The sequence below is a fragment of the Rhizobium sp. PvP014 genome (genome assembly GCF_017876855.1).
Taxonomy (GTDB): Bacteria; Pseudomonadota; Alphaproteobacteria; order Rhizobiales; family Rhizobiaceae; genus Neorhizobium; species Neorhizobium soli.
Genome location: NZ_JAGIOT010000002.1, coordinates 1,451,465 through 1,477,745, shown reverse-complemented (window position 1 = coordinate 1,477,745; position 26,281 = coordinate 1,451,465). Strand labels below are relative to the sequence as shown.

At 60.3% G+C, this 26,281-nt stretch carries 22 protein-coding genes and 2 tRNA genes; 21 read left to right on the top strand and 3 right to left on the bottom strand.

The window, feature by feature from the left end; all coding sequences use genetic code 11:
- The first annotated feature begins 207 nt into the window (after positions 1–207).
- From J3A65_RS11745 to J3A65_RS11720, 6 genes are all read left to right on the top strand, one after another.
- Entirely contained in the window at positions 208–660 is a 453-nt protein-coding gene (locus J3A65_RS11745; protein WP_062455897.1) for a GatB/YqeY domain-containing protein, read from the top strand.
- A 383-nt stretch (positions 661–1,043) separates the two neighbouring features.
- Positions 1,044–3,059, top strand: a complete 2,016-nt coding sequence (gene dnaG, locus J3A65_RS11740) for a DNA primase (RefSeq protein ID WP_209901333.1) — start codon at positions 1,044–1,046, stop codon at positions 3,057–3,059.
- A gap of 537 nt (positions 3,060–3,596) precedes the next feature.
- Complete coding sequence (gene rpoD, locus J3A65_RS11735) at positions 3,597–5,648, top strand: RNA polymerase sigma factor RpoD (RefSeq protein WP_062455900.1); 2,052 nt, start codon at positions 3,597–3,599, stop codon at positions 5,646–5,648.
- 113 nt (positions 5,649–5,761) lie between these two features.
- Positions 5,762–7,084 (top strand): DUF930 domain-containing protein, encoded by a 1,323-nt coding sequence (locus J3A65_RS11730; RefSeq protein WP_209901331.1) that lies wholly within the window; start codon positions 5,762–5,764, stop codon positions 7,082–7,084.
- A gap of 25 nt (positions 7,085–7,109) precedes the next feature.
- A complete protein-coding gene (locus J3A65_RS11725) occupies positions 7,110–7,532 on the top strand; it encodes a secondary thiamine-phosphate synthase enzyme YjbQ (protein ID WP_092660426.1) in 423 nt (140 codons plus the stop codon).
- 155 nt (positions 7,533–7,687) lie between these two features.
- A complete protein-coding gene (locus tag J3A65_RS11720; RefSeq protein WP_113110862.1) occupies positions 7,688–8,029 on the top strand; it encodes a hypothetical protein in 342 nt (113 codons plus the stop codon).
- A 78-nt stretch (positions 8,030–8,107) separates the two neighbouring features.
- On the opposite strand, the gene J3A65_RS11715 is transcribed toward J3A65_RS11720, so the two are convergent.
- Complete coding sequence (locus J3A65_RS11715; protein ID WP_062455912.1) at positions 8,108–8,875, bottom strand: SIMPL domain-containing protein; 768 nt, start codon at positions 8,873–8,875, stop codon at positions 8,108–8,110.
- Between the two features lie 188 nt (positions 8,876–9,063).
- Here J3A65_RS11715 and J3A65_RS11710 point away from each other — a divergent pair.
- Together J3A65_RS11710 and J3A65_RS11705 are read left to right on the top strand one after the other, a co-directional pair.
- Positions 9,064–9,139: transfer RNA gene (locus tag J3A65_RS11710), tRNA-Ile, on the top strand.
- 939 nt (positions 9,140–10,078) lie between these two features.
- Complete coding sequence (locus tag J3A65_RS11705; RefSeq protein ID WP_209901329.1) at positions 10,079–11,515, top strand: hypothetical protein; 1,437 nt, start codon at positions 10,079–10,081, stop codon at positions 11,513–11,515.
- Between the two features lie 136 nt (positions 11,516–11,651).
- Here J3A65_RS11705 and J3A65_RS11700 read toward each other — a convergent pair whose 3' ends face one another.
- Positions 11,652–11,969 (bottom strand): hypothetical protein, encoded by a 318-nt coding sequence (locus tag J3A65_RS11700; RefSeq protein WP_062455952.1) that lies wholly within the window; start codon positions 11,967–11,969, stop codon positions 11,652–11,654.
- A 372-nt stretch (positions 11,970–12,341) separates the two neighbouring features.
- Here J3A65_RS11700 and J3A65_RS11695 point away from each other — a divergent pair, with 372 nt between their 5' ends.
- From J3A65_RS11695 to J3A65_RS11635, 13 genes are all read left to right on the top strand, one after another.
- The gene (locus J3A65_RS11695) at positions 12,342–13,205 is read left to right on the top strand and encodes a branched-chain amino acid ABC transporter permease (protein ID WP_281064384.1); all 864 of its coding nucleotides are present in this window, start codon (positions 12,342–12,344) and stop codon (positions 13,203–13,205) included.
- A gap of 1 nt (position 13,206) precedes the next feature.
- On the top strand, positions 13,207–14,211 hold the full coding sequence (locus J3A65_RS11690; protein ID WP_113167646.1) for a branched-chain amino acid ABC transporter permease: 1,005 nt from the start codon (positions 13,207–13,209) through the stop codon (positions 14,209–14,211).
- Complete coding sequence (locus J3A65_RS11685; RefSeq protein ID WP_209901327.1) at positions 14,208–14,987, top strand: ABC transporter ATP-binding protein; 780 nt, start codon at positions 14,208–14,210, stop codon at positions 14,985–14,987. Before J3A65_RS11690 ends, J3A65_RS11685 begins: the two co-directional genes overlap by 4 nt.
- Positions 14,968–15,684, top strand: coding sequence for an ABC transporter ATP-binding protein (locus J3A65_RS11680; protein ID WP_092661081.1), 717 nt, complete (start codon positions 14,968–14,970; stop codon positions 15,682–15,684). Before J3A65_RS11685 ends, J3A65_RS11680 begins: the two co-directional genes overlap by 20 nt.
- Complete coding sequence (locus J3A65_RS11675; protein ID WP_113110701.1) at positions 15,684–16,505, top strand: PhnD/SsuA/transferrin family substrate-binding protein; 822 nt, start codon at positions 15,684–15,686, stop codon at positions 16,503–16,505. The genes J3A65_RS11680 and J3A65_RS11675 overlap by 1 nt, the downstream gene beginning before the upstream one ends.
- A gap of 92 nt (positions 16,506–16,597) precedes the next feature.
- Positions 16,598–18,088: a histidine ammonia-lyase gene (gene hutH / locus J3A65_RS11670; RefSeq protein WP_209901325.1), complete on the top strand. Its 1,491-nt coding sequence runs from the start codon at positions 16,598–16,600 to the stop codon at positions 18,086–18,088.
- Positions 18,089–18,169: 81 nt separating this feature from the next.
- Positions 18,170–18,967, top strand: a complete 798-nt coding sequence (locus J3A65_RS11665; protein ID WP_209901323.1) for an NAD(P)-dependent oxidoreductase — start codon at positions 18,170–18,172, stop codon at positions 18,965–18,967.
- 15 nt (positions 18,968–18,982) lie between these two features.
- On the top strand, positions 18,983–20,416 hold the full coding sequence (locus tag J3A65_RS11660) for an aldehyde dehydrogenase family protein (RefSeq protein ID WP_209901321.1): 1,434 nt from the start codon (positions 18,983–18,985) through the stop codon (positions 20,414–20,416).
- 145 nt (positions 20,417–20,561) lie between these two features.
- On the top strand, positions 20,562–21,449 hold the full coding sequence (locus tag J3A65_RS11655; RefSeq protein ID WP_209901319.1) for an AraC family transcriptional regulator: 888 nt from the start codon (positions 20,562–20,564) through the stop codon (positions 21,447–21,449).
- Between the two features lie 139 nt (positions 21,450–21,588).
- A complete protein-coding gene (locus J3A65_RS11650; RefSeq protein WP_209901317.1) occupies positions 21,589–23,763 on the top strand; it encodes a TonB-dependent siderophore receptor in 2,175 nt (724 codons plus the stop codon).
- A gap of 113 nt (positions 23,764–23,876) precedes the next feature.
- Positions 23,877–24,932 (top strand): siderophore-interacting protein, encoded by a 1,056-nt coding sequence (locus J3A65_RS11645; RefSeq protein ID WP_245341523.1) that lies wholly within the window; start codon positions 23,877–23,879, stop codon positions 24,930–24,932.
- Positions 24,933–25,044: 112 nt separating this feature from the next.
- A tRNA-Ser gene (locus tag J3A65_RS11640) sits at positions 25,045–25,134 on the top strand.
- Between the two features lie 126 nt (positions 25,135–25,260).
- Positions 25,261–25,539, top strand: coding sequence for a hypothetical protein (locus J3A65_RS11635; RefSeq protein WP_062581198.1), 279 nt, complete (start codon positions 25,261–25,263; stop codon positions 25,537–25,539).
- A 64-nt stretch (positions 25,540–25,603) separates the two neighbouring features.
- Here J3A65_RS11635 and J3A65_RS11630 read toward each other — a convergent pair whose 3' ends face one another.
- Complete coding sequence (locus tag J3A65_RS11630; RefSeq protein WP_092660551.1) at positions 25,604–26,263, bottom strand: peroxiredoxin; 660 nt, start codon at positions 26,261–26,263, stop codon at positions 25,604–25,606.
- Positions 26,264–26,281 lie beyond the last annotated feature (18 nt).

The window sequence follows — 26,281 nt, the reverse complement described above, 5'->3', positions numbered from 1 at the left end:
CCCACTATCCAATTGTTGTGCAGGTCCTCGACATAAACAAGGCAGAACAGCGGGTCAATTGCCGTTTATGAGAAAGCTGGGCGCAAAGGCCGGCAATCGGTGAGTTTTGCCGTGTCGGCAAAACGTTTGATCGCCGTTCACGCTTGTTCTATGACGTCGCAAAAGATCGGTCCGCTGCGGATCGAGCGACGTTCAAGGAGACAGGCCATGTTGCGCGAGAAGCTTTCCGAAGCGATGAAGGAAGCGATGAAGGCGAAGGAAACCCGCAGGCTTTCGACCGTGCGGCTGATCCAGACCGCCATCAAGGACCGTGACATCGCCAATCGCGGCACCGGCAAGGACGCTGCCACTGACGACGAAATCCTGCAGATCCTGCAGAAGATGGTGAAGCAGCGCGAGGAGTCGGCGAAGATCTACGAAGACAACGCCCGCCCGGAACTTGCAGCACAGGAACGCGAAGAGATCGCCGTCATCAAATCCTTCATGCCGGAACAGATTTCCGACGAGAAGGCGAGCGAGATCGTCGCTTCCGTCATCGCCGAGATCGGTGCTGCTGGAATGAAGGACATGGGCAAGGTGATGGCCATTCTGCGCGAACGCTATGCCGGCCAGATGGATTTCGCCAAGGCGTCCGGCACGATCAAGGCGCAGCTGAGCTGAGGTCTAGCCGCTACGCATAAAACGAGAAAGGCGGGAAGTCCTTCATGGAGTTCCCGCCTTTTGCTCTTCTACGCCTCCCATCGGCCGACCGCGGACATGCCACCGGTAGGAGAGAACGATCGCCTGCAATCATTGCCGGCCGCCGTCCTGAAGAGCAATCCGTGAGGCCGATACCCGCAGGGTGAGCGCGTGACGGCACGATTGTCCGGCTCAAGGCTATGCAGGGAACCCGCATACCGCAAGTTACAATTCGTTAATTTCTGTGGGTTGATCGGGCGAGGGGGCGCGTGAACGGCGGCCTGTGAATAGCGGGCATGATTTGCAGCTGGGCTGGCGTTCCCGTGCACTGAGCCTTAATATGACGTCTGACCCGTGAGGTAGACATGCGCTTTTCAAACAGTTTTCTTGACGAGATTCGGGACCGGGTCCCGATTTCGACGGTGATCGGCCGTCGTGTCGCCTGGGATCGCAGGAAGACCAATGCTGCGCGCGGCGATTTCTGGGCATGCTGCCCGTTCCATGGCGAGAAAAGCCCGAGCTTTCACTGCGAGGACCGCAAGGGTCGCTACCACTGTTTCGGCTGTGGCGTATCGGGCGATCATTTCCGCTTCATGACGGATCTGGAAGGGTTGAACTTTCCAGAAGCCGTCCAGCAGGTCGCCGATATGGCTGGTATCGCCATGCCGCAACCCGATCCGCAGGCGGAAAAGCGTGAACGGGAGCGGATGTCGCTTCTCGACGTCATGGAAATGGCGACGCGCTTCTTTCAGGACCAGTTGCAGAGCCCAACCGGCGCCAAGGCACGCGCCTATCTTCGCGACCGCGGACTGACGGCTCGCACGATCGAGAATTTCCGGCTCGGCTATGCGCTGGACAGCCGCAATGCGCTCAAGGAGTTCCTCGCCGGCAAGGGTGTGGCCAAGGAGCAGATCGAGGCCTGCGGGCTGGTGCGTCATGGCGAGGGGATTGCCGTATCCTACGACTATTTCCGCGACCGCATCATGTTCCCGATCCTGTCGTCGCGCGACAAGGTGATTGCCTTTGGTGGACGAGCGATGGCGCCGGATGCGCCGGCCAAATACATGAACTCGCCGGATACCGAACTCTTCCACAAGGGTCAGGTGCTCTACAATTTTACCCGCGCCAGGCGGGCGGCCCAGCCAGGGCCGGGATCCAAGGAGCCGGGCACGATCATAGCCGTCGAGGGCTATATGGATGTGATCGCGCTCAGCCAGGTGGGCGTCGAGAATGCCGTCGCGCCGCTCGGTACGGCCTTGACCGAAAACCAGCTGGAGCTGCTCTGGCGGATGACGCCGGAACCGATCCTGTGTTTCGATGGCGATGGTGCCGGTATCCGTGCTGCAAACCGTGCTGCGGATCTGGCACTTCCCTCCATCAAGCCCGGCCGCTCGGTGCGGTTCGCGTTGCTTCCAGACGGCAAGGATCCGGACGATCTCGTCAAGCACGAGGGAAGAGCGCCGTTCGATGGCGTGATCGCGCAGGCGCGTCCGCTTGCGGAGATGGTCTGGCAGCGGGAAACCAATGGTGCCGCCTTCGAGACCCCGGAAAAGCGGGCGGAACTCGAGGCAAGGCTCAAGCAGATCGTTTCCGTGATTGCCGACGAAAGTGTGCGCCGTCACTACCAGCAGAATGTGCGCGATCGTCTCAACGGCTTGTTCCAGCCGCAGCGCAATGGCGGCGGTGGCGATCGTCGTCAAAGCTACCAGCAGCGCGAAGGCGGCGGGTCCGGCAGAGGCGGTGCGGCCGGCGGACGGGGTGGATCGTCGTTCCAGCAGCAGGGGCGCGGAATGGGTGTTTCCGACCGCCTGACGCGATCGGGGCTGGTGCGGGGACATCTCGACCTTCCGGCCCTGCGAGAAAGCGTGCTGGCGCTGACCATCGTCCATCATCCGCAGCTTCTGCTCAACGAGTATGACGAGATCGCCTCGATCGAATTCGAGAACCGCGATCTGAAGCGGATGTGGTCTTGCGTGCTGACTATTGTCGGGCAGGCCGGTGCCGGTTTGACGGTGCAGGAACTGAAACGGGAACTCGGCGAGAATGGCTTTGAGGAACTGTTGAAGTCAATGAACCAGCAGATCCGCAATGCGCGACTGTGGACGGCGACGGAAGAGGCCGATCCGCAGGATTCGCTGCAAGCCTACCGTCAGACCCGGGCACTGCATTCCAGAAACAAGGAGCTCCGCTGGCAGAAGATCGAGCTGGAGCGTGAACTCGCGGAGATGACCGAGGACGAGGCCGAGCGTGCCGAGATCCTGCTGCGTGCACTTCTGGAGGTACAGAATGAAATTTCCAGGCTTGAAAACCAGGAAGCGATCATCGACGGCTTCGGTGTTCTGTCAGGACGCGTCAAGGGCGCTGCCGTCAGTCACGGATAAAGGAGAGCTGCGCAGATACTAAACCGTGTTGAATTGGTCGCCTGATGGATTAACAGCGCGAGTGGAGTGGTCTATACAGCTCTTGATTGATCACTGTATTGTTGCAACGCATCGGAAAATGGCGTCAATCCCGCGCATTTCGGGTAGAGCCAAGGGTTTTTACCGGGCGGCGGGCTCTTGTCTTTCATTGTGCACCGCTTACATATGGCTTCAATATGACGGGAGTACCGCCAACGGGGACATGGTCGTAAGGTAATTTCCACTTTTCCTGGGCACAAGCTTTGGAAGAACTTGACGAAGCGTTATTTTGTGGGAATCACCATTTCGGGCAATATTGGTGGAGTGGGTCTAGCGCCGCGGCGATGTTCGGCATCTTCGTTCTGGCGGTCCCCGCGAGTAGCGGTCGCCGATGGTAATCGGGAGTTAAAGGTCATTCCGTTACGAGTTGGATATTGATTCGCGGCTGGTGTGGCTTTTGCCCTCCGCCGCAGGCCACGAAGCGCTGCGCAGTGGCGTTCAGGGAAAGCGACGACATACATGGCAACTAAAGTCAAAGAAAACGAAGAAGCCGATACCGAGCGCGAAGGCTCGGTCGACGGTCCGCTTCTCGATCTTTCTGACGACGCGGTCAAGAAGATGATCAAAGCCGCGAAAAAGCGCGGCTACGTGACGATGGACGAGCTCAACTCGGTCCTTCCGTCCGAAGAGGTCACTTCCGAACAGATCGAAGACACGATGGCGATGTTGTCCGACATGGGCATCAACGTCGTTGAAGATGAAGAAGCCGAGGAGGCCACCACCGAGGAGGAGGACTCCAACGAGAGCGAAGAGAGCGAAGGCGGCGAACTTGCCCCGACGTCCAGCACCGCTCTTGCCACGGCGAAGAAGAAAGAACCCACCGATCGTACCGACGATCCGGTCCGCATGTATCTGCGCGAAATGGGCTCGGTCGAGCTTCTGTCGCGTGAAGGCGAAATCGCGATCGCCAAGCGCATTGAGGCCGGCCGCGAGACGATGATCGCCGGTCTGTGCGAAAGCCCGCTGACGTTCCAGGCGCTGATCATCTGGCGCGACGAACTGAACGAAGGCACGACGCTGCTGCGCGAGATTATCGATCTCGAGACGACCTATTCGGGTCCCGAGGCGAAGGCTGCGCCACAGTTCCAGAGCCCGGAAAAGATCGAGGCGGACCGCAAGGCTGCCGAGGAAAAGGAAAAGACCCGCAAGGCTCGTTTCTCTGCTGCCAACGATGACGACATCACCGCTGTCGGCGGTGACCAGGGCTTGGAAGAAGAGGAAGAGGACGACGACGAGTCGAACCTTTCGCTTGCCGCCATGGAAGCGGAACTGCGCCCGCAGGTCATGGAAACGCTCGACACGATTGCGGATACCTATAAGAAGCTGCGCAAGCTTCAGGACCAGCAGGTCGAGCAGCGGCTTGCCGCCTCCGGCACGCTGTCTTCCGCTCAGGAGCGCCGCTACAAGGAACTGAAGGACGAGCTGATCACGGCAGTGAAGTCGCTGTCGCTGAACCAGAACCGCGTCGAAAGCCTTGTCGAACAGCTCTACGACATCTCCAAGCGCCTGATGCAGAACGAAGGTCGTCTTCTGCGTCTGGCTGAATCCTACGGCGTCAAGCGCGACTCGTTCCTGGAACAGTATCAGGGTGCCGAGCTTGATCCGAACTGGATGAAGTCGATTGCCAATCTGTCGGCACGCGGCTGGAAGGATTTCGCCAAGGCGGAGTTCAACGCCATTCGCGATATCCGTCAGGAGATCCAGAGCCTGGCCACCGAAACCGGTATTTCGATCACCGAATTCCGCCGGATCGTGTCGATGGTGCAGAAGGGCGAGCGCGAAGCGCGGATCGCCAAGAAGGAAATGGTCGAGGCGAACCTTCGTCTCGTCATCTCCATCGCCAAGAAATACACCAACCGCGGCCTGCAGTTCCTGGACCTTATCCAGGAAGGCAATATCGGCCTGATGAAGGCCGTCGACAAGTTCGAATACCGTCGCGGTTACAAGTTCTCGACCTATGCGACCTGGTGGATCAGGCAGGCAATCACCCGCTCGATCGCCGACCAGGCCCGCACGATCCGTATTCCGGTGCACATGATCGAGACGATCAACAAGATCGTCCGGACATCGCGCCAGATGCTGCACGAGATCGGCCGCGAGCCGACCCCGGAAGAGCTGGCCGAGAAGCTGGCCATGCCGCTCGAAAAGGTCCGCAAGGTCCTGAAGATCGCCAAGGAGCCGATCTCGCTCGAAACCCCTGTGGGTGACGAAGAGGATTCGCATCTGGGTGACTTCATCGAGGACAAGAATGCGCTGTTGCCGATCGATGCCGCCATCCAGGCGAACCTTCGTGAAACGACGACGCGGGTTCTCGCATCGCTGACGCCGCGTGAAGAACGTGTTCTTCGCATGCGCTTCGGCATCGGCATGAACACCGACCACACGCTCGAAGAAGTCGGCCAGCAGTTCTCGGTCACCCGCGAACGTATCCGCCAGATCGAGGCGAAGGCGCTGCGCAAGCTGAAGCACCCGAGCCGGAGCCGCAAGCTTCGCTCGTTCCTCGACAGCTGATCGCTGGACCAGACCCATCAAAAGCCCGGCCGTTATGACGTGCCGGGCTTTTTTATTGATGTTGTGATCGGGCCGGGCTCGATCATGCCCGCGAACCATCCTACATGGGAGCCATGCCGGATATGTCTCCCGCCCCGCATAAGAAGGTGATCGCAACGGCGCTGGGTGCGTCCGTCGCTCTGCATCTGATCATCGCGGGCGCGCTCCTCGTCAAATTGCCGCTGCCGACAAATGCGGTTCCCGAGGAGGAAACCGTCCAGGTGGAGATTGTGCCGCCGCCGGAAGAGGACAAGCAGGAGCCGGTCGAAGAAGCGAAGAAGCCTGACGAGCTGAACCTCAAGGAAGAGGCGAAGACCGAAGAGCCGCCACCGGAAAAGCCGCCCGAGCAGAAGCCTCAGGAAGATCCGCTCGAGGACCCCGTGATTTCGGCGAGCAAGGCTTCTGCACCGGAAGCTGCTCCGCCGCCTTCCCCTGCGCAGGACGAAAAGCCGGAGGAGACGAAGCCGCCGGAACCTCAGCCTCCCAAGCCTGAAGAACCAAAGCCCGAAGAGCCGCAGCCTCAAGAAAAGCCGCCCGAAGAAAAGGTGCCGGAAGAAGCGAAAGAGCCCGAGGCACCGCAGAAGGCCGAGCAGCCGGCACCGCCGCCGCCGCCTGCAAGCCCGACACCGGCCGAGGAGGAGAAGCAGGCGTCAGCGCCGCCGATGTCCGCACTGCGGCCTGTGTTCCAGTTTGGCGAAAAGGATAGCGGTCCGCGCCAGGCGCTTGACGGCAATGCTGCGGAGGATACGCCAGCGCCCGCTGCGACCGATGCCGATCCGCCAGCGCCTGAGGAGCCTGCACAGACGGCGGGTACCGACGGACAGGGCGAGGGCGCGCCAGCAGAAGCGCCGGTGCCGACCAATATGACGCCACCGCAGCTCAGTGTTCCAGGCTCCGATCCGTCGGGAATGCCCGGACCTGCCGGCGGTGCGTCTCCTGATGCGATGACGGCCGGGCTCTTTACAGGGCCGCCTTCCTCCGCACCCGTGCCGACGCAAAAGCCGGCGCCGCCGAAACCATCCACTGCCGCCGGCGATCTCAAGCCTGTCAGAACGCTGTTTTCCGCGCGCGATACCGGTGATGCGCTGGCGACCGTCGCGATGGCCGGCATTCCGCGCGGCGTTCGGGCAGGGCAGCTCTGCTCGTCGGAACTCAGCGCGCAACTTCAGAACGGCTCGCCCGCCTACAATCCCGATGTCTTGCCCGCACCGAAGCTGCCCAATGGGACGGTTCTCGAGGCGCGCAATATCGGCTTTCGCGCCAAAGGCCAGTGGCATGATGTCAGCTTCCGCTGCGAAGTCGATGCCGATGCCACGAAAATCGTTTCGTTTTCGATGAATCTGGGTGGCCTCGTGCCGCGCTCGGAATGGCGCAAGCGCGGTTTTCCCGAGTTTTGATCTTCAAGCAGACAAGAGAATTTCGATGCCGCAGACCGCGATCCAGATTTCGACCAGAGGCCAAGGGCTATACGAGTTCACGGATGAAGCCGAACGCTTCGTGCGCCAGGCCGGGCGCGACGAGGGCCTGCTGACCGTCTTCGTTCGCCACACGTCCTGTTCGCTGATCATTCAGGAAAATGCCGATCCGGACGTGAAGCGCGATCTGAATGCGTTCTTTTCCCGCCTCGTTCCGCCGTCGGATGATCCTTCGATGGGCTGGGTCAGCCATACAATGGAAGGGCCAGATGATATGCCGGCACATATCAAGGCGGCACTGACGGCAGTCTCGATCGGCATTCCGATAACCGGCGGTAGGCTGGTGCTCGGCACGTGGCAGGGGATCTATCTCTTCGAGCACCGCGACAGCCCGCACAGGCGCGAGATCGTGCTGCACCTTTCGTCGTGATGATCGTTGTTTTCCAAATGAACAAATACTGAATGATCGGTTTTGCAGGCATTCAGCTGGGTTGGATAGAGTTGCATCGACCGTTGGCCCGAAAGGCCGGCGCGAGACAGCCGGACAACCGGTGACAGGTTCAGGAGAAGCAAAAGATGACTACAATCACACGCCTGATGGCGAAGGCCGGCCTTGCAGCCTTGATCGCCATGACAGGGATTTCGGCGTCCGCGCCAATCGCCGCCGCCGCCGGCCCTGAATTCGTACAGTACCGTGAGCGCGACTGGCGTCCGCATCACCCGCCGCGCTATGAGCGCCCGCGCCACATGCGTCCCGTCGGCTGCTCGCCGCGCCTGGCTGAACGTCGCGCCGAAGCGATGGGTCTGCGCCGTACCCGCGTCGTCGACATCTCCCGCCGCAGCGTGACCGTCGTCGGCGTCGACCGCCGCGGACGCGACCGGGTCGTGTTTGCCAATGTGCGGGGCTGCCCGCTCATCCGTCGCTAACGGATCTAAAGCGTCCCAGTCTATCTTCAGCCCCGTCCGGCATTCGCCGGGCGGGGTTTTGTCGTTGAAGCGATCCGATCAGGGATCGATGGAGAACACGACGTTGACGTTGACCGTGTAGCTGGTCTCGCCGGCCGCCACCGGGACGCCGTTGCCGGAATCCTTTGCCATTGTCATGCGCATCATAGGCGGGGCCATGGGCGGTGCCGAATTCTCGCTGATCTCCATGATGCGGCCGAGCTTGACGCCGGCAGCTTCCGTCAGCGTCTTTGCCTTGGCGAGCGCTTCGGCAACGGCTGCCTTGCGCGCCTGCGTCATCACTTCGTCGGTATTGGTATTGGTGAACTCGATCTGTCCGCCCTGGTTGACACCGAGCTTGACCGTCTTGTCGATCAGACCGCCGAGCTTTTCGAGATCGCGCACCTTAAGCGTCAGCGTGTTGGACACTTCGTAGCCGATGATTTCCTGCGGCGGCTCGATGCCGTCCTTCGGGGCTACCTGGCGATATTGCGGGTAGATCGCAAAGCTGCTGGTCTGGACGTCGCGATCGGCAATGCCTTCAGCCTTGATGGCGGCGAGCACTTCGCTCATTGCCGTGTTGTTGGCGGAGACGGCCGCATCGGCGGTCTTTGCCTGCCTCACGACGGCAAGCGACAGGATCGCCATATCGGGCGCGACCGCGGCCTTGCCCTCACCGGACACGCTGATGATCGGTTCGCGCGGCGTGCGGGCTTCCTGCGCAGAGGCGACCGTTGCCGAAAACGGCGACAGCGGAAGGAAGGCCGTGCCGAGGGCAAGGGCTAGGAAAGCCGGCGCGAGAGAAGGGGCGGTGGGCAAACGGCGCATTGTGTCTCCTTTGATACTGGTTGTTCGACGATCCCGGCCAAATGCCTGAGTTGAAAGCCGAACACCCTCTAGGTGACGTGTGATTGTGAACCTATTGCGGCGAGGCCTTGTGAGCGTTCACAATTTGAGCTAGACGGACCCTTGCGACCGGCGAACCATTGCGCCAGTCGTCATGCCTTCAAAGGGCAGGGCCTGTAGCTCAATGGTTAGAGCCGGCGGCTCATAACCGCTTGGTTGGGAGTTCGAGTCTCTCCGGGCCCACCACATTTCTCATTGCAGTTTGTAGCCGGACGCGAATTTCCGGAATTTTGTCACGAGGTTCCGGAATTCCGCATCTGGCCTGTGCCTGTTGTAAAACGGTAGATCGTCTCACCATGGTCGCCGGACAAATGTCTTCGTATCAGGTCTGACGCTCGAATCACATCTCAGCTTTTGCGACGGGGCAGTCACGAGGTCTCAATGCAATATGCTATCGATGGCTTCGTCACCTTGTTGAACGCTGCCGTAGCGAACACCGCGCCTGCGCTTGCAATTAGTAGCACGAGGAGCAGTCCAGCTTGATGCCAGCAAATCCGCGCAAGCAGGCCACCGAAACGAGAACCGAATTCGTTTCCAATCGCCTCGTAATCCCGTTTAAACTTCGTCTGCTGATTTGCGATTTCACCGCGCAGAGCTGAAAGGGTCAGCCATTGGTTGATGATAGCTACCGCGAGGAGTGCAAGGAAAATCCCACTAAATCTGTGATCTCTTACTCCGACTTGACGACCAATGGCGCTTGCTGCGGAGCTATCAGTCGCAATCCACGCGCCTAGTGACTGTCATGAAGATTGGCGGGTGATGTTCGATCTTTAAAAGCGGAAGGTCACATCCTTGCCGGATCTACCGAACCTATAGGTCGAACAATAAAAGCGGTTCAATCTTTTTGGATCCCGGACGGACGTAGGACACCTCCCCAGCTCGGCGAAGCCACACATTATTGCATATACTTTTTTCGCATTCTCTGAATCGAGTTATGCTTGCGGGGCAAGGGCCCCGACATACCAAGGCAACCGCACGTCCCCCGCCCTCTCGCAACTCGGCGAGCCTTCTTGCAAGCAAGTTGAAACCGGATGATGATACATCTAGTGCGCGATGCGGCGTAGATTTCACCACTCGCATCGATTTCCGGAAGCAGAAAAGCTTGATTGGCCGTAGCGAGTGACAATGGCAAACAACGATAAGATCTACGTGACGTTCAGAAAAGACGACGACAGGTTCAATGGCCACTCGCTGAGCAACCAGAAACCAACATTGGACAGCCTCGATAGAGACAAGTTCGCGAAAGACGTTGACGGTCCTGACCCATCTGAGAAACTGCAGGATGGTAATGAGCGGTCCTTCGCGGACGTCATAGACAGCTTTCTTTCAATCATGGATACCTATCGAAATCTGATACCTTTGACGATCCAGCTTTCACCAATGGTGTCGGGAACATTGGCGAACCAGAGACTCGGCGACTATGTGAAGAAGAATGCCAGCCTTATCGAAGAGCTAGAATCTGAAGATTTTTCCGTTTTCGAAATTGGTAGAGAGCATTTTCCCGCGTTGATTAAGCGCCACGAAGAAACGTTGGCTGCAATAGCGGGTGCGAGCCATCTGCCTGAGATTGCCGTTATCGGGCTTTTGAGCGTCTACGACGCCTATCTAGCCAAAATCCTGGGTCATATTTTCAGCATTCGCAAGGAACTAGTTTTCTCCTCCGAACGCGAACTTAAATTCTCTGATTTGGTGAAGTTCGGCGACATCGCGGAAGCCAAAAACCATATTATCGAGAAGGAAGTCGAATCAGTTCTCCGCAATAGCCATCATGACCAATTCACTTGGATGGAGAGCAAATTTGGTATGAAACTCACCGCAGGCTTAGACATATGGCCGGAGTTTATCGAGCTCTGCGAGAGGCGTAATCTTCTCACCCATACTGGTGGTGTCGTTTCGGCTCAGTATTTGAAAGTTTGCAAAGAGCATAAGGTCCAGATCGACGCGCAGATCGGACAGCGGCTGTTGACAGATTCTACGTATCTCAAACACGCAGTTCAGATTATCGGGGAAATTGGCATCAAGCTCGGTCACGTGCTTTGGAGGAAATTCAGCGCAAGCGAACGCGAATTTGCCGACAGTCACTACAATGCTTTAGCTGTCGATCTGATATCTGGAAGAGAATACAAGCTTGCGGAGAATTTGCTTGATTTGGGCGTAAACGTATTCTCACGAGAGTCGAAGGAGCCCAATAAGCGAATGATGATTATCAACTATGCGAACGCGATACGGCTCCAAGGAAAATCGCAAAACGCGAAAAAGATTATAGAAGCGCACGACTGGGATGCGAGCAGGACCGATTTCCAGATATGCGCAGCAGCAGTTTCGGAGGATATGGAACAACTCTGCTCCCTCATGGATCGCCACGGTCGGTACAGCGAAATTTCGATGCAAGACTACCGAGAGTGGCCTGTCTTTCGTGGGTTGAGGGCAACGTCGGAATTCAAGGAAACTTTTGAACGCGTCTTCGGCGAGCCGCTCGTCCGTGATGCCAAAATTCAGGCGACAGTTACCAGTCCGAGACTGGCGACACGCGCGCGTGATGAGCCCGATATTTTTCACTGAGTGACGAACGCCAGTTTACGTATGGCTGGATTTCTCGTCGTTTTGTTTGATAGAAGTGCCTACTGAAGCCACCACCACCCAAAAAAAAGCGCCCTCCGCGATATCGCGGAGAGCGCTTTTGGGGAAAAACTGCTGATTAGCAGTTGGTGCCCTGGACGGTTGTGCCGGTGTTGTTCGGGAGGTTGCCCGAGTTGGCTGCGTCACCTGGCTGGCCGCCGTTGTTGCACTTCTTGCTGCCTTCGCCCATCGTGCTGCTGCTCGGCATGGTGCTGTTGGTAGCTGTCGAATCGACGGTGCCGGAAGCTGCTGGCTTCGGCGGGATGTTGCCACCTTCGCCTGCGGTGTTCTGCTGTACATTGCTGCGGTCTGCGGCGGTGCCGGACGTTGCCGTCTGGGCCATAGCCGACGTTGCGAGACCAGCGGAAAGGATCGTTACTGCGAGAAGCTTCATCATTATGGTGTTTCCTTGTATTCCCTACGGTGACTTAACCCGATGGCGGGCAAAAGGTTTCCTCACATTAGCAAAAGATCTTCATGCGGGCGGGCCGTGGGTTTTTGATGATTGGCAGCTTCGTCGGTTCGGTTGCGTCATTCGGGAGCACGGTTGCCGGCAACTTCTAGGCCACTCGCTGGCGACTGGTCGGCCACGAGGCAGCTGGTGGCGTTCGTGCATGGTCGGTTCGCTTCGTTCGCCATGCCGTAGCCCCGCTCTGTGGATAACCCCATGTCGGGTGAATTCCGGCTTTTGTCACCCCAGCAATTTTCTTGACCTTCGGCTTCAATTATAAGCAGCCTGCAGTTCAGGACCGCATGGGAGGCGAGACGGTTGCAGACGATTTTGAGCATCGGTATCGATGCGCTCGCCTATGGCATGATCCTGTTCGTGATTTCGATCGGGCTTTCGGTGACGATGGGGCTGATGCGGGTAGTCAATCTCGCCCATGGTGCCTTCGCGATGATCGGCGGCTACGTCGCCTCCTACGTTTCGCGGGATCTCGGCCTTGGCTATGCGCCGGCTATCCTTGCCGCCGTGGTTGCGACGATCGTGATTGCGGTGCCGATCGAGCGGTTTCTCTATCGGCGCATCTATGGCGCGCCGGAACTGACGGAGGTGCTGATGACGATCGGTATCACCTTTTGCATCATCGGGCTTGCCAATTACCTGATGGGGCCGACGCTGAAGACCATTCCGCTTTCGGATATGCTGCAGCAGCCGGTCGATCTCGGTTTCCGCAGCATTTCCGCGCATCGGCTGTTTGCGATCTTCTGCGGTCTTGCCGTGGCGCTTTGCCTGTGGCTTGCGATCGAGAAGACCGGTTTCGGCATCAGGCTGCGGGCCTCGGTCGACAATGCGGCGATGGCCTCAGCGCTGGGGGTTTGCACCGAAATCATCTATGCGGTCAGCTTTGCGGTCGCGGTCGGGCTTGCGGCCTTCGGCGGCGTGGTCGGGGCGGAGCTGCTGCCGGTCGAACCCTATTATGCGCTGCGCTATCTCGTGACATTCCTGGTCGTCGTTTCCGTCGGCGGGGCAGGCTCGATCGGGGGCACGCTGCTCGCCTGCCTGCTGCTCGGCGCGGTCGATACGACGGGCCGCTATCTCCTGCCCGAGTTCGGCGAGTTCTTCTTCTACCTTGCGGTGATCGCCATCATCTGCGTGTTTCCGAACGGCCTCATGAAGGGGGCGAAATAGAATGGCGGTTGATGTGAGTTCAAGGGATATGGGCGCAATGCGCCGTCGGCGTTCGCTGATGCGCGATGTCGTGGGGTTCGGCGTGATCGTCCTTGCCGCGGCGATCGGCTATTTTGCCTTTCCGGATAATCTGGCGCTTCTGACGCGGATCATCGCGGTGGCGCTGCTCGTGCTTTCGCTCGATCTCGTTACCGGCTATTGCGGCGTGGCGACGCTTGGTCATGCGGCGCTGTTTGGCAGCGGCGCCTATGCGGCCGGTATTCTCTCTGCCCATTACGGCATCAACGATCCGCTGCTGATGACGCTTGCGGGTCTTATCGGCGGAGCGCTTGCCGGGCTGTTGTCGGGGCTCGTCATGCTGCGTGCCCATGGCCTGCCGCAACTGGTTCTGTCGATCGCGCTCATTCATCTGTTTCACGAGCTTGCCAACAAGATGTCGTCCTTTACCGGCGGCAGCGACGGCCTTTCGGGGATCGCGCCGGATCCGATCTTCGGCCGTTTCGAATTCGATCTGTTCGGCAATACGGCCTATGTGTTCGCGGTCGTGATGCTGCTCGTCGTGTTCGTTCTCCTGCGCATTCTCGTGCGGTCGCCATTCGGCATGCTGTGTCGCGGGCTGAAGGAGGATCCGCTGCGGATCCGGGCGATGGGCGCCTCACCGAAGCGGGCGATCGTCAAGATGTATGGCATTTCCGGCGCTGTCGCCGGGCTGGGCGGCGCGCTCAACGCCATCTCCACGCAGGTGGTCGGGCTCGATACGCTGTCGTTTACCCAGTCTGCGGAAGCGCTTGTGATGTTGGCACTCGGCGGCACGGGTTCGCTGTTCGGGGCCTTGGCCGGCACCGTCGCCTTCATGATGTTTCAGGACTATGTGTCCTCGGTCAATCCTTTCCACTGGCTGACCATGGTCGGCGCGCTTCTGATTGCCGTGGTGCTGTTTGCGCCGAAGGGCATCTATGGAACGGTGGCGGCGTTTCTTGAAAAACGGCGGGAGGGACGGCCATGACCGCAGTTGTCGGAAGTCCCGTGTTCGAAGTCGTCTCCCTCAAAAAGTCGTTTGGCGGGCTGGTGGTCACGAACGATGTTTCGCTGTCCATGGCGGCGGGCGATCGGGTGGCGTTGATCGGCCCGAACGGTGCCGGCAAGACGACCTTCGTCAATCTGGTGACGGGAACGCTGGCCCCCAGTTCTGGCGAGGTGCGGCTGGGTGGCGAGGTGATCACGGGGCTCGACGCGAGTGCTCGCGTCAAACGCGGGCTGGTGCGGTCCTTCCAGGTGACACGGCTGTTTCAGGATATGACGGCGGCCGAACATCTGGGACTTGCGGTCCTGCAGCGGGAAGGGCGGTCCGGCCGTATCTTCGGCAATTTCCTGACCATGCCTGACGTGATGCAGGAGGTGGAGCACCGTCTCGAGACATTGCGGCTGACCGCGCTCATGCACCGCAAGGTCCGCGAGATCGCCTATGGTCAGCAGCGTCTTCTGGAGATCGCCATCGCGCTCGCCTTGAAGCCGAAAGTACTTCTTCTCGACGAACCTGCGGCCGGCGTGCCGCAGAGCGATGTCGGGCTGATCGAGCAGGCGCTCGACGAACTGCCGGCCGATCTGGCGGTGCTGATGATCGAGCATGACATGGATCTCGTCTTCCGGTTTGCCAAAAAGGTCGTGGTGCTTGCCGCCGGCGCTGTCATTTTCGACGGCGCGCCGGGCGACGCCACACGCGATCCCCGCGTCAGGGAAGCCTATCTGGGGAGCTATGCCGATGCCGGCCGCGTCGCTTGAGATCGAAAACCTGTCGGCGGGCTACGGCCCGACCAGGGTGCTGGAAGACATCACCGTCACGGTCCCGGCTGGACGGCGGCTGGCCGTTCTCGGCCGCAACGGCATGGGCAAGACGACGCTGCTTGCGAGCCTTGCCGGGCAGACCCGTCGTTACGGCGGACGGATTGCGCTTGACGGTGCCGATATCAGCACTGCCGCGAGCGCCGACCGTGCCCGCGCGGGCCTCGGCTATGTGCCGCAGGAACGCTGTGTATTCCCGAGCCTGACGGTGGAGGAAAACCTGTTCGTCGGCTTGAAGGCGCGCCCGAAGGATGCGATCGAGGAGGCCTATGCCATGTTTCCGCGGCTGAAGGAGCGGCGCAGCAATCTGGGCAACCAGCTTTCCGGCGGCGAGCAGCAGATGCTGACGACGGCCCGCACCATTCTCGGCCGTCCCTCCGTGTTGCTTCTCGACGAACCGCTGGAGGGACTCGCCCCCGTCATCTGCGAGGAACTGATGATTGCATTCGCGGCACTTGCGACCTCAGGCGACATGACCATCCTTCTGGTGGAGCAGCGGATCCAGAGCGCGCTCGATTTCGCGGAAGACGTCATCATTCTGGAGCGCGGGCGCATTGCCTGGAGCGGCACGCCGGATGCGCTTTCCAAGGATCAGCAGACGGTGGACCGTCTGCTCGGTGTCGGCGGTCTGCATTGATGGACAGCCCGGCGCGGCTCGCCAGTTTGGCGATGTATGTCGGGCCGCCAGCGGTTGCACAGGCGACCGATGCGCTGTGGGCGTTTGTTGCCCGTAGGCTGACCGATGCCGGCATGGCCGGGGTTCCCGACAGGCTCGACCGATCGATCTCCCATGACGATGCCTGGCCGCTGCCGGATCTGCTGTTGTCGCAGACCTGCGGCTACCCTTACGTCAGCAGTCTGCGCGGAAACGTGCGGCTGGTGGCGACGCCCTGCTATGACTATCCCGGTTGCAGCGGGCCGGATATGTGCAGCTTCGTGATCGTTCGGAGGGATGCGGGGATATCCTCGCTTGAAGATCTGCGCGGGCGGACGGCGGCGATCAACAGTCCCGACAGCAATTCGGGCGCCAACCTGTTTCGCGCGGTGATCGCCCTGATTGCGCGCGGACCGCTCTTCTTCGGTAAGGTGATCGAGACTGGTGGGCATGCCGCCAGCATAGCTGCGGTTGCCGAGGGCAGGGCGGATTGCGCTGCGATAGACTGCATCACGTACGGTCATGTGGCGCGGTTCGCGCCTGACGATCTGGCTGATATCGTCGTGGTGGCAGAGACCCCATCCGGCCCCGGCCTGCCGTTGATCACCCGTGCATCTGCGTCCGATGACGAGGTGGCGCTTTTGCGAGAAGCGCTTGAGGCCGCCCTTGTCGAACCGTCGCTTGCGGATGTGCGTGACGTGCTGGCACTGTCCGGTTTCGCGGTTCTCGACGATTCCCGTTACGAGAGGCTGCTCGAGCTTGAGCGGCAGGCCGCAGCGCTTGGCTATCCTGCCGTCGCCTGACACATCGACGCCGCTGCCGGGACTTTGCCTTATCCCTTGAGACGCCTATCGTAGCGCCTTCGCCAACCCCGGCCTTTCAAGGGACGCTGCCCGTGACGATCCTTATCGACAAGGTACTGACGTGGCGCGATGTCGCTCACGTTGCGGAAGGCGAGGATCTCGCGCTTTCGCAAGGGGCTTGGGACCGCGTCGCCTATGCCCGACGTATCGTCGAGGCGTTGGTGGAGAACGGCGCGAGGGCTTACGGCATCACGACGGGCGTCGGGGCGCTGTCCGATACGGTCGTCGATCGCGAGGCGCAGAGCCGGCTTTCGCGCAATATCGTCATGAGCCATGCCTGTGGTGTCGGGCCACTGCTTGGCCGCCGCGAGGTGCGGGCGGTGATCGCAGCGCAGATCGGCAATTTCGTGCATGGGTATTCGGGGGTACGCCCTGATATCGTTCGATACCTGTGCCGGTTTCTCGAGGCCGATTGCATTCCGGATATGCCGTCGAAAGGCTCGGCCGGCTACCTCATTCACAACGCCCATACGGCGCTGGTGCTGATCGGCGAGGGACATGCCTGCGTGGCGGGGGAGCGGATGACCGGCCGCGCGGCGCTTGCCGCAATCGGGCTCGAACCGTTGGTGCTCGGCGCCAAGGAAGGGCTCAGCCTCGTCAACGGCACCGCCTGCTCGACCGGGCTTGCCTGCGTGGCGCTCGCGCGTACCGAACGGTTACTCGACTGGGCCGATGCGATTGCCGCTGTGACGCTGGAGGCTGCCGGTTGCCAGATGGCGGCTTTCGACGAGGATGTGCTGGCGCTGAGGCCTTCGGCCGGCATCGCTATGGTCGGAGCGGCATTGCGGTCGCGTCTTCAGGGAAGCGGTATCATCGCGGCCGCGGTCGGGCGTCGAACACAGGATGCGCTCAGTCTTCGCGCCATACCGCATGCGCATGGCGCCGCCCGTGACGTGTTTGCCCATGCCGGCGGAATCGTCGATCAGGAGCTTGCCTCCGTCACCGACAACCCTGCAATCGCGGGCACGCCGGATGCGCCGCTCGTCTGGTCCGAAGCGCATGCGGTGGCGCCGGCGCTTGGTCATGCCGCCGATGCGCTGGGAAGCGCCATTGCCCAGGTTGCGGCGATGAGCGAGCGGCGCATAGACCGGCTGGTCAATCCGCTGGTGAGCGGCCTGCCGCCGTTTCTTGCGACCGACGCGGGCAGCCATTCCGGTTTCATGATAGCGCAGTATACGGCGGCCGCACTCGTCAATGAGAACCGGCGGCTGGCCGCGCCCGCTGCAACCGATGGCGGTCTCACGTCGGGCCTTCAGGAAGATTTCCTGGCGCATCCGACCGCGGCAGCCAACAAGCTGCTCGCCATACTCGACAATGCCGAACAGGTGCTTGCGATCGAACTGATGGCGGGCGTCCAGGCGCACGACATTCTCGCCGAAACCAATTCGCCCGCGATCGGCACCCTGGACGTCCGCGATATGGTGCGACAGCATGTGGCCATCTACGCGGACGATCGCCCGCTGGGTCAGGATATGGAGGTGCTGCGCCAACTGATCGCTGCCAATCCGCCGCCGCCTGCTTGACCTCCCTTGCGCATCTTATAGTATGACTTCAGCCATCATGTATGATGACATGACGATGGGAATCTGTCCTGGGGAGGATCAATGCTGAAGAGACTTTTGCTGACCGGCGCTGCCGGCGGGCTTGCGCGCGGAATTCGTCCGCTGCTGAGCGAGCTTGCAGAAGAAGTGGTGCTGTCGGATCTCACTGAGATCGATGACCCCGGTGCGAACCAGAGTTTCGTGCGCTGCGATCTGTCCGATGCCGCCGCCGTCGCCAGACTGGTCGAAGGCGTCGACGGTATCATCCATCTCGGCGGTGTTTCGATCGAAAAGCCGTTCGACATGATCCTGCAGGCCAATATCGTTGGCCTCTACAATTTGTATGAAGCCGCCCGCCACAGCGGCAAGCCGCGCATTGTGTTTGCCAGTTCCAACCATGTCGTCGGCTATTACAGACGCGACGAATTTATCGACAACAGCGTCGCACCAAAGCCGGACTCGCTTTACGGTGTTTCCAAAGTCTTCGGCGAGGCGGTTGCCAGCATGTACTGGCAGAAGTTTGCGCAGGAGACGCTGTCGATGCGGATCGGCTCCTGCTTCGACAAGCCGCTCACCCGGCGTATGCTGGCGACCTGGCTGAGCTACCAGGATTTCATTTCGCTGTGCGGGCGGGCCTTCTCCGCTCCACGGCTTGGTCATACAGTGGTCTACGGCGCTTCGGCAAACGACGAACAATGGTGGGACAACGGCAACGCGTCCTTCCTTGGCTGGAGACCGCAGGACACATCCGCCAAATGGCGCGTGGAAGTGGAGGCGGCGGCGGTTGACGATCCGGCCGATCCCGCGGTCATTTATCAAGGCGGTGCATTCACCACGGCCGGGCATCCGGACGATATCTGAGATAGGAATTTTGTAATGACGATCTACCAGAACCTGATTGCCGGCGAATGGGTCGGCTCGGATGCGTCCGAGAATATCAGCCCGTCCGACACGAAAGATGTCGTGGGGCTTTATGCAAGGGGGAGTGCCGAGGATACCAAGACCGCGATCGCGGCCGCCAAGGCTGCGTTTCCCGCATGGTCGCGTTCCGGCATTCTCGAGCGGCACGCGATCCTGAAAAAGACCGCGGACGAGATCCTTGCCCGCAAGGAAGAGCTCGGCAAGCTGCTGGCGCGCGAAGAAGGAAAGATCCTTCCCGAGGCGATCGGCGAAGTGACGCGCGCGGCGCAGATCTTCGATTTCTTCGCGGGCGAAGCGCTGCGCCTGACCGGCGAGATCGTGCCGTCGGCACGGCCGGGCATCACCGTCGAGATTACCCGCGAACCGCTCGGCGTCATCGGCATCATCACGCCGTGGAATTTCCCGATCGCCATTCCGGCCTGGAAGATCGCACCGGCGCTTTGCTACGGCAACACGGTCGTGTTCAAGCCCGCCGAACTCGTGCCGGGCTGCGCCTGGGCCATCGTCGATATTCTACACCGCGCAGGCCTGCCGAAGGGTGTGCTCAATCTGGTGATGGGAAGCGGCTCGGTGGTCGGTCAGGCGATGCTCGACAGCCGGGATCTCGGCGGTATCACGTTCACAGGCTCGACCGGCACCGGCAAGCGGGTGGCGCTCGCCTCGATCGAGCATAACCGCAAGTTCCAGCTGGAAATGGGCGGCAAGAACCCGATGGTGGTGCTTGACGATGCAGACCTTAACGTCGCTGTGGAAGCCGCTGCCAATTCCGGCTTCTTCTCGACCGGCCAGCGCTGCACGGCCTCGTCACGCCTGATCGTGACGGAAGGCATTCACGACAAGTTCGTGGCTGCCATGACCGACAAGCTGAAGTCACTGACCGTTGACAATGCACTGAAGGCCGGCACGCATATCGGTCCCGTCGTCGACGAAAGGCAGCTCAAGCAGGATACCGACTATATCGAGATCGGCAAAAGCGAAGGCGCCAAGCTCGCCTTCGGCGGCGAGGTGGTTTCCCGCGATACGCCCGGCTTCTATCTACAGCCGACGATGTTTACCGAAGCGACCAACCAGATGCGCATCAGCCAGGAAGAGATTTTCGGACCGGTCGTGTCGGTCATCCGGGTCAAGGATTACGACGAGGCGCTCTCCGTTGCCAACGATACCCCGTTCGGCCTTTCCGCCGGCATCGCGACGACCAGCCTGAAGCATGCGACGCATTTCAAGCGGAACTCCGAAGCCGGGATGGTGATGGTCAACCTGCCGACGGCGGGCGTCGACTTCCACGTTCCGTTCGGTGGCCGCAAGGCTTCGTCGTTCGGTTCACGCGAACAAGGCAAGTATGCAGCGGAATTCTTCACGATCGTGAAGACGGCCTATACGCTGCCGTAACCAGAACTTTGGCCCCGGCGTAGCGGATGTTACGCCGGGTCCAATCACCGTGATCCTCTGCAGCAGTCGGCCGCAATTGGCAGGGATTGATGCACGCGCTTAAACTTGATAACCAAAGCCAAGTTTAATGTGCCACGGTGACTTCATGACCTTCCAGCCTCGGATGCGAAACCAGATCGAAGGTTTTTCGGTCATCGGCGGCATGCGTCGGCGGCACTGGAATGGGATCACTGCAGATCTGTGGGATGTGGAATGCGGTCCGCATGCGGGTGGCTACTATGTAGCGCAGGATCCGCGGCTTTTCATCCTGCTGGAGCACCGGGGTGGCGGACGGCCGTTGGTGAAATGCAGTCCGCGGGCGGGTGGCTCGCCGCAGGACAGCTGCGAGAGCCCGATCTCCTATATCCCGGCCGAAATGGATCTCTGGGTCGACATCGAAGACGTCCAGTATGTGCGGCACCTCGACATTCATTTCGATGCGGATGGTTTGCGGCGCAGGCTGATGGACGAACTCGATCCGCGGCGTCTGACCGAGCCGCATCTTCTGTTTGCCGATCCGCGCGTGATGTCGCTGGCGCAGCTGATCGCGACGGAAGTTGCCAGTCCGGACCCGCTCCATGATCTCTACGGCGATGGCCTGACGGTCGCGCTGCTCGTCGATGTGCTGAAGATCGCCAAGCTGTCGGACGCTCGCAAGCGCAGCACGCTTGCCCCGTGGCAGTTGCGGCGCGCCGTGGAATTCATCGAGGCCAATTGCCTTCGCAGCATTCGGCTGCAGGAGATCGCGACCCTGACGGGGTTGTCGCAATCGCATTTCAGCCACTCGTTCAAGGCGTCGACCGGGTTTGCACCGCACGAGTGGCAGATGAATGCCCGTCTCGACCGTGCCAAGCAGATGCTGATTTCCGGCGCCCGGCCGTTGACGGAAGTTGCGGTGGAGAGCGGCTTTGCCGATCACGCGCATTTCAGCCGCGTGTTCCGCAAGCATGTGGGCACCACGCCGTCGAAATGGAAAAAGTCACACTCGATTTGAATCGGCGGTGACGAGGTTCCGTCTGCCAACTTTGCCCAAGATCGTTCAAATATCGCGGATGCGGGCAAGCGAGGGCGTTTAATTTGAGTTAAACACTCATCTATTGTGCCAGTAGTATGGCGGCGTGAGTGGGGCGAATATGAGTGGAATTTTGGGGAAGAACAAGGTGAAGGCGGCGCTTGGGGCAGGGGTTGCCCTGATGGCGCTCAGCGCATCCTTTAGCGCGCGGGCGCAGGTGCAGAGCGAGGGGACAACGCTTGCACCGATCGTGATCGAGGGCCAAGGAACGGAAGGCGGCGGTACCGGCCCTGTTGAGGGTTACGTCGCCAAGCAGACCACGACGGGGTCCAAGACCGATACGCCGATCAATGAAATTCCGCAGTCCGTATCCGTCGTCGGGCGCGAGGAGCTGGAGGATCGCGGCGTCGTCGACAAGGTCGATCAGGCGCTTCTATATACGCCCGGCGTCTTTGCGCAGCCTTACGGTTCGGATCCCGATACCGACTGGATTTATGTGCGCGGCTTCAACGCGTCGCAGACCGGTCTCTTCTACGACAATCTGGCTCTGACCAGCCACGCCTTCGGCAATTTCCAGATCGATCCGTTCCTGCTGGAGCGCGTGGAAGTTCTTAAAGGCCCGGCATCGGTTCTGCTCGGGGGCGCCAATGCCGGCGGTGTCGTGAACCTGGTGCGCAAGCGTCCGACGGACGAGCCCTATTTTTACACCGAGCTCGGAGTGGACAGCAACGGCAGCGGTTATGCCGGCTTCGACTTCTCGGACAAGGCGCTCGGCAGCGATGTCGTCAGCTACCGCTTCACGGGCAAGCTTTCCGGCGGCCAGGGCTATTCGGATGAGCAGGATGACATCCGCGGCGTGTTCATGCCGCAGATCACATTCCAGCCGACCGACACGACCAGCCTCAATGTCTGGGGCTCCGTCAGCAAGCTCGATCAGACCCATACGTCCAACGGTCTGCTGCCCTATACGGGCACCGTGGAAAGCAATCCCGTGTTCGGCAAACTTGACCGTGACGTGTTTGTCGGCGATCCGGATTTCGATATCGGTCGCTCGACCCAGGCAATGGTCGGCTACGAGTTCGAGCATGAATTCGATAGCGGCTGGAAGTTCACGCAGAACCTGCGCTACGCGCATCTCGACAAGCGCGAACGCCAGATCTACGCGTTCGACTTCCTCTCGCAGACCGATGGTCTGGTGCTGACCTACGCAGACGACGTGCGCTCTTCGGCCGACTCGTTCAATATCGACAACCGGCTGGAGAACGAGTTCGAGCTTGGCGGCGCGAGCCACAAGGTGATGGCTGGCGTGGATTATCGCTACTACCGTCTCGACAACGATCAGCTCGCGACACCCTTCGGGTCCTATCCGCCGCAATACGATCCGCTCAACCCGAGCAATGACCTGCCAACACCAACACTCGTGCCTTCGACGCATCAGATCTACACGATCAATCAGGTCGGTGCTTATGTTCAGGACCAGATCAAGTTCGGCGGAGGCTGGGTCGCCACCCTCAACGGTCGCTTCGATTATCTTGAAAGCGAGGTGGACGACCGCCTTGGCACCGGTGATGCCAAGCTGAACGATACCGCCTGGAGCGGCCGTGCGGGCATCGCCTACGAATTCGAAAACGGTGTCACGCCCTATGCCAGCGTCGCCACCTTCTTCAGCCCGCTGGTCGGCACCGGTGCGGATGGCGCGCTGAAGCCCGAAGAAGGCGAGCAGTACGAGGCCGGCGTCAAGTACGAGCCGACCTGGCTCGACGGAAGTCTGACGGCGTCTGTATTCCAGATCGACAAGCAGAACTACACGGTCAGTGTCCCGGCCATCGGTGACCGTCAGCTCGGCGAAGTCCGCTCACGCGGTGTTGAACTCGAAGGCAAGTTCAATCTCGATCGCAACTGGAAGCTCATCGCTGCCGCCTCTTACACGGATCTCGAGTTCACCGAAAACCCTGGCGATTCCTCGCTGGAGGGCAATACGCCGGCGGTGGTGCCGAACGCGCAGACTTCGCTCTGGCTGGACTACACGGTCATGGACGGACCGCTCGCAGGCCTGGGTCTCGGGGCCGGCGTGCGCTACCGCGGCGAGTCTTGGGCTGACGACGCCAATACGCTTCGCGTGGAGGATGCGACCGTGTTCGATGCGGGTATCCGTTATGAAAAGAACGACTGGAAAGCTGCTTTCAACGTGACCAACCTGTTCGACAAGGAATACGTCGCAGGCTGCAACACGATGCATTTCTGCGGCTACGGCGAAGCCCGTACGCTGACCTTGAAAGTCAGTAAGGTTTGGTAACTTGACAACTTGAGTAAACTTTAGCAGGAAGGCCCTACGGGGCCTTTCACACTGACCGGCTCATGAGACTGTTGACGAACGGGTGAGCGCAGAGGAGCGCGACGGGAATGTTGATGGACAGGTTTACGCTTTCCGGCCAGGCAATTCCGGTCGACCCGGAGCGCATGCTGTGCGAGATCTGCGAACATTTCGTCGAGCATAGCGAGGTCAAGCGCGACGGCGACCACGTCAATCTCGCAAGCGAGGTTGGCGAAGCCAATATCCGCAAGCAGGGCGGCTGCCTTTCGATCGATATTTCCTGCCCGTCGGCGCAGTTGCTGCAACTGGTGCGCAGCTCCATTGCCGAGCATCTCTTCATGTTTGCCGGCGAAGAGCCGCTGGAACTGAACTGGCATGACGAAGCGGTCCTGACGCCGATCCCGGGCCTTACCGAAATTCGCGTCGTTGCCGCGCGGCATGTAACGCCGCATATGCGCCGCCTGACGCTTGCCTGCGACGACATTGCCCGGTTCGTCGGCGCCGACTACCACATTCGCCTGCTGATCCCGAAGAAGGGCCGCAAGCCCGTCTGGCCGGTTACCCGTGCGGATGGTCGCCTCGGCTGGCTGAACGGCGAAGACGAAATGGTGATCCGCATCTACACGATCCGCAGCGTCGATGTGGTCCGCGGCGAGATGGATATCGACTTCGTTCTACACGAAAGCGACGGCCGACCGATGCCCGGTGCCGAGTTCGGCCGCCATGCCGAACCGGGCGATGTCGCAGGTCTGCTGGGACCGGGCGGCGGCGGTTTGCCGGATGCCCGGCACATGATCCTTGCCGGCGACGATACGGCCTTGCCGGCGATTTCCCGCATTCTGGCCGAAGCGCCTGCCGATGCGCGGCTGCAGGTGTTCATCGAAGTCGACGACGTTGCCGATCAGTTGCCGCTCTGCTCCAGGGCGTCGGTCGAGATCACGTGGCTGCATCGCAAGGGGATTGCGCCTGGCAAAGCCGGGATCCTCGGTCCCGTCGTTCTTCCTGTCATCGAGCAGGCGGGGCCCGACACCTTTATCTGGGTCGGATGCGAGAAGTCCGAAGCTCGGCCGATCCGCAATCATCTGAAGTCCCGCGGCCACGACAAGAAGCGCATGTGCGTGATCGGATACTGGGGCGAGAACAAGCACTGAGAGCGATTGCCGTGGGGCAAAGGCCCTAATCGTCGCGTGCGAGCGGCAACACGGTTGACGCCGGCAGGGCGAAGCAGATAGGACGCGATCGTTCCCTTTTAGGGAACAGTGCGGAGAGGTGGCCGAGTGGTCGAAGGCGCTCCCCTGCTAAGGGAGTATACCCGGAAGGGTATCGTGGGTTCGAATCCCATCTTCTCCGCCATTATTTTCCCAGATCGTTTCGTCTCGACATCTTTTCTGGGAACTTTTGCACCTTCAGAAAGATAAGTCAGGAACCACCTCGCGACGTACCCGTTGATAGTCATTCACCTATCAAGAAGGATACCCCATGGCTCGCGATATTTCCTCCGACATCGATCGTCTGTCCGATCAGCTCGCCGACCTGCGTTCGGCTCTCATGAAACAGGCCAGCTCTTCGGCAAGCGAGGCATCCAGCTATCTCGCGCCGCGTGCCCGGCAGGTGGCGCGGCAATTGCAGCACGGCAGCCATGACATTTCGGAGGTCGTACGCCGCAACCCAGGCACCGCAACCGGTGCACTCGTCGGCGCGCTCGCGATCGGAGCCGCAATCGGCTTCCTTCTGTACAGTGCCGCTGAGCGCGACTAATTAGACCTGAAACAGGCGCATGGATTTCTTCCATGCGCCTGTTTTCACATTGTGGATGTAGGGCTCAGGCCGACGGCTGTTTCGTCTTGCGCAGATACGGAAGAACCGTGTCGAACGATCCAAAACGCGCAAGCGCATCCTCATTCGAAACCCCTGCCGTAATGATCACATCGTCGCCCTGCTGCCAGTTGGCGGGCGTTGCGACCTGATGCTTTGACGTCAGCTGGATCGAATCGATCGCCCTCAAGATTTCATTAAAATTGCGACCTGTTGTCATCGGGTAAGTGAGGATCAGTTTGATCTTCTTGTCTGGACCGATGACATAGACGGAACGTACCGTCGCGTTGTCTGCAGGTGTGCGGCCCTCAGACGATGACCCGGCGCTTGCCGGCAGCATGTCGTAGAGTTTCGCGACGTTGAGATCCTTGTCGCCGATCAGCGGATAATCGACATCGTAGCCGGTTGCCGTGCGAATATCGTCCTTCCACTTGCCGTGGCTTTCGACGGGATCGACCGAGATGCCGACAATCTTGACGCCGCGTTTCGTGAATTCGCCTTCGAGCCCCGCCATCGTGCCGAGTTCGGTGGTGCAGACGGGCGTGAAGTTCTTGGGGTGGGAAAACAGAACCGCCCAGCCATCGCCGATCCAGTTGTGGAATTCAATCGTGCCTTGGGTAGTTTCGGCAGTAAAGTCCGGGGCGATGTCGTTGATACGCAGGCTCATGGTGAAGTCCTCCAGTGC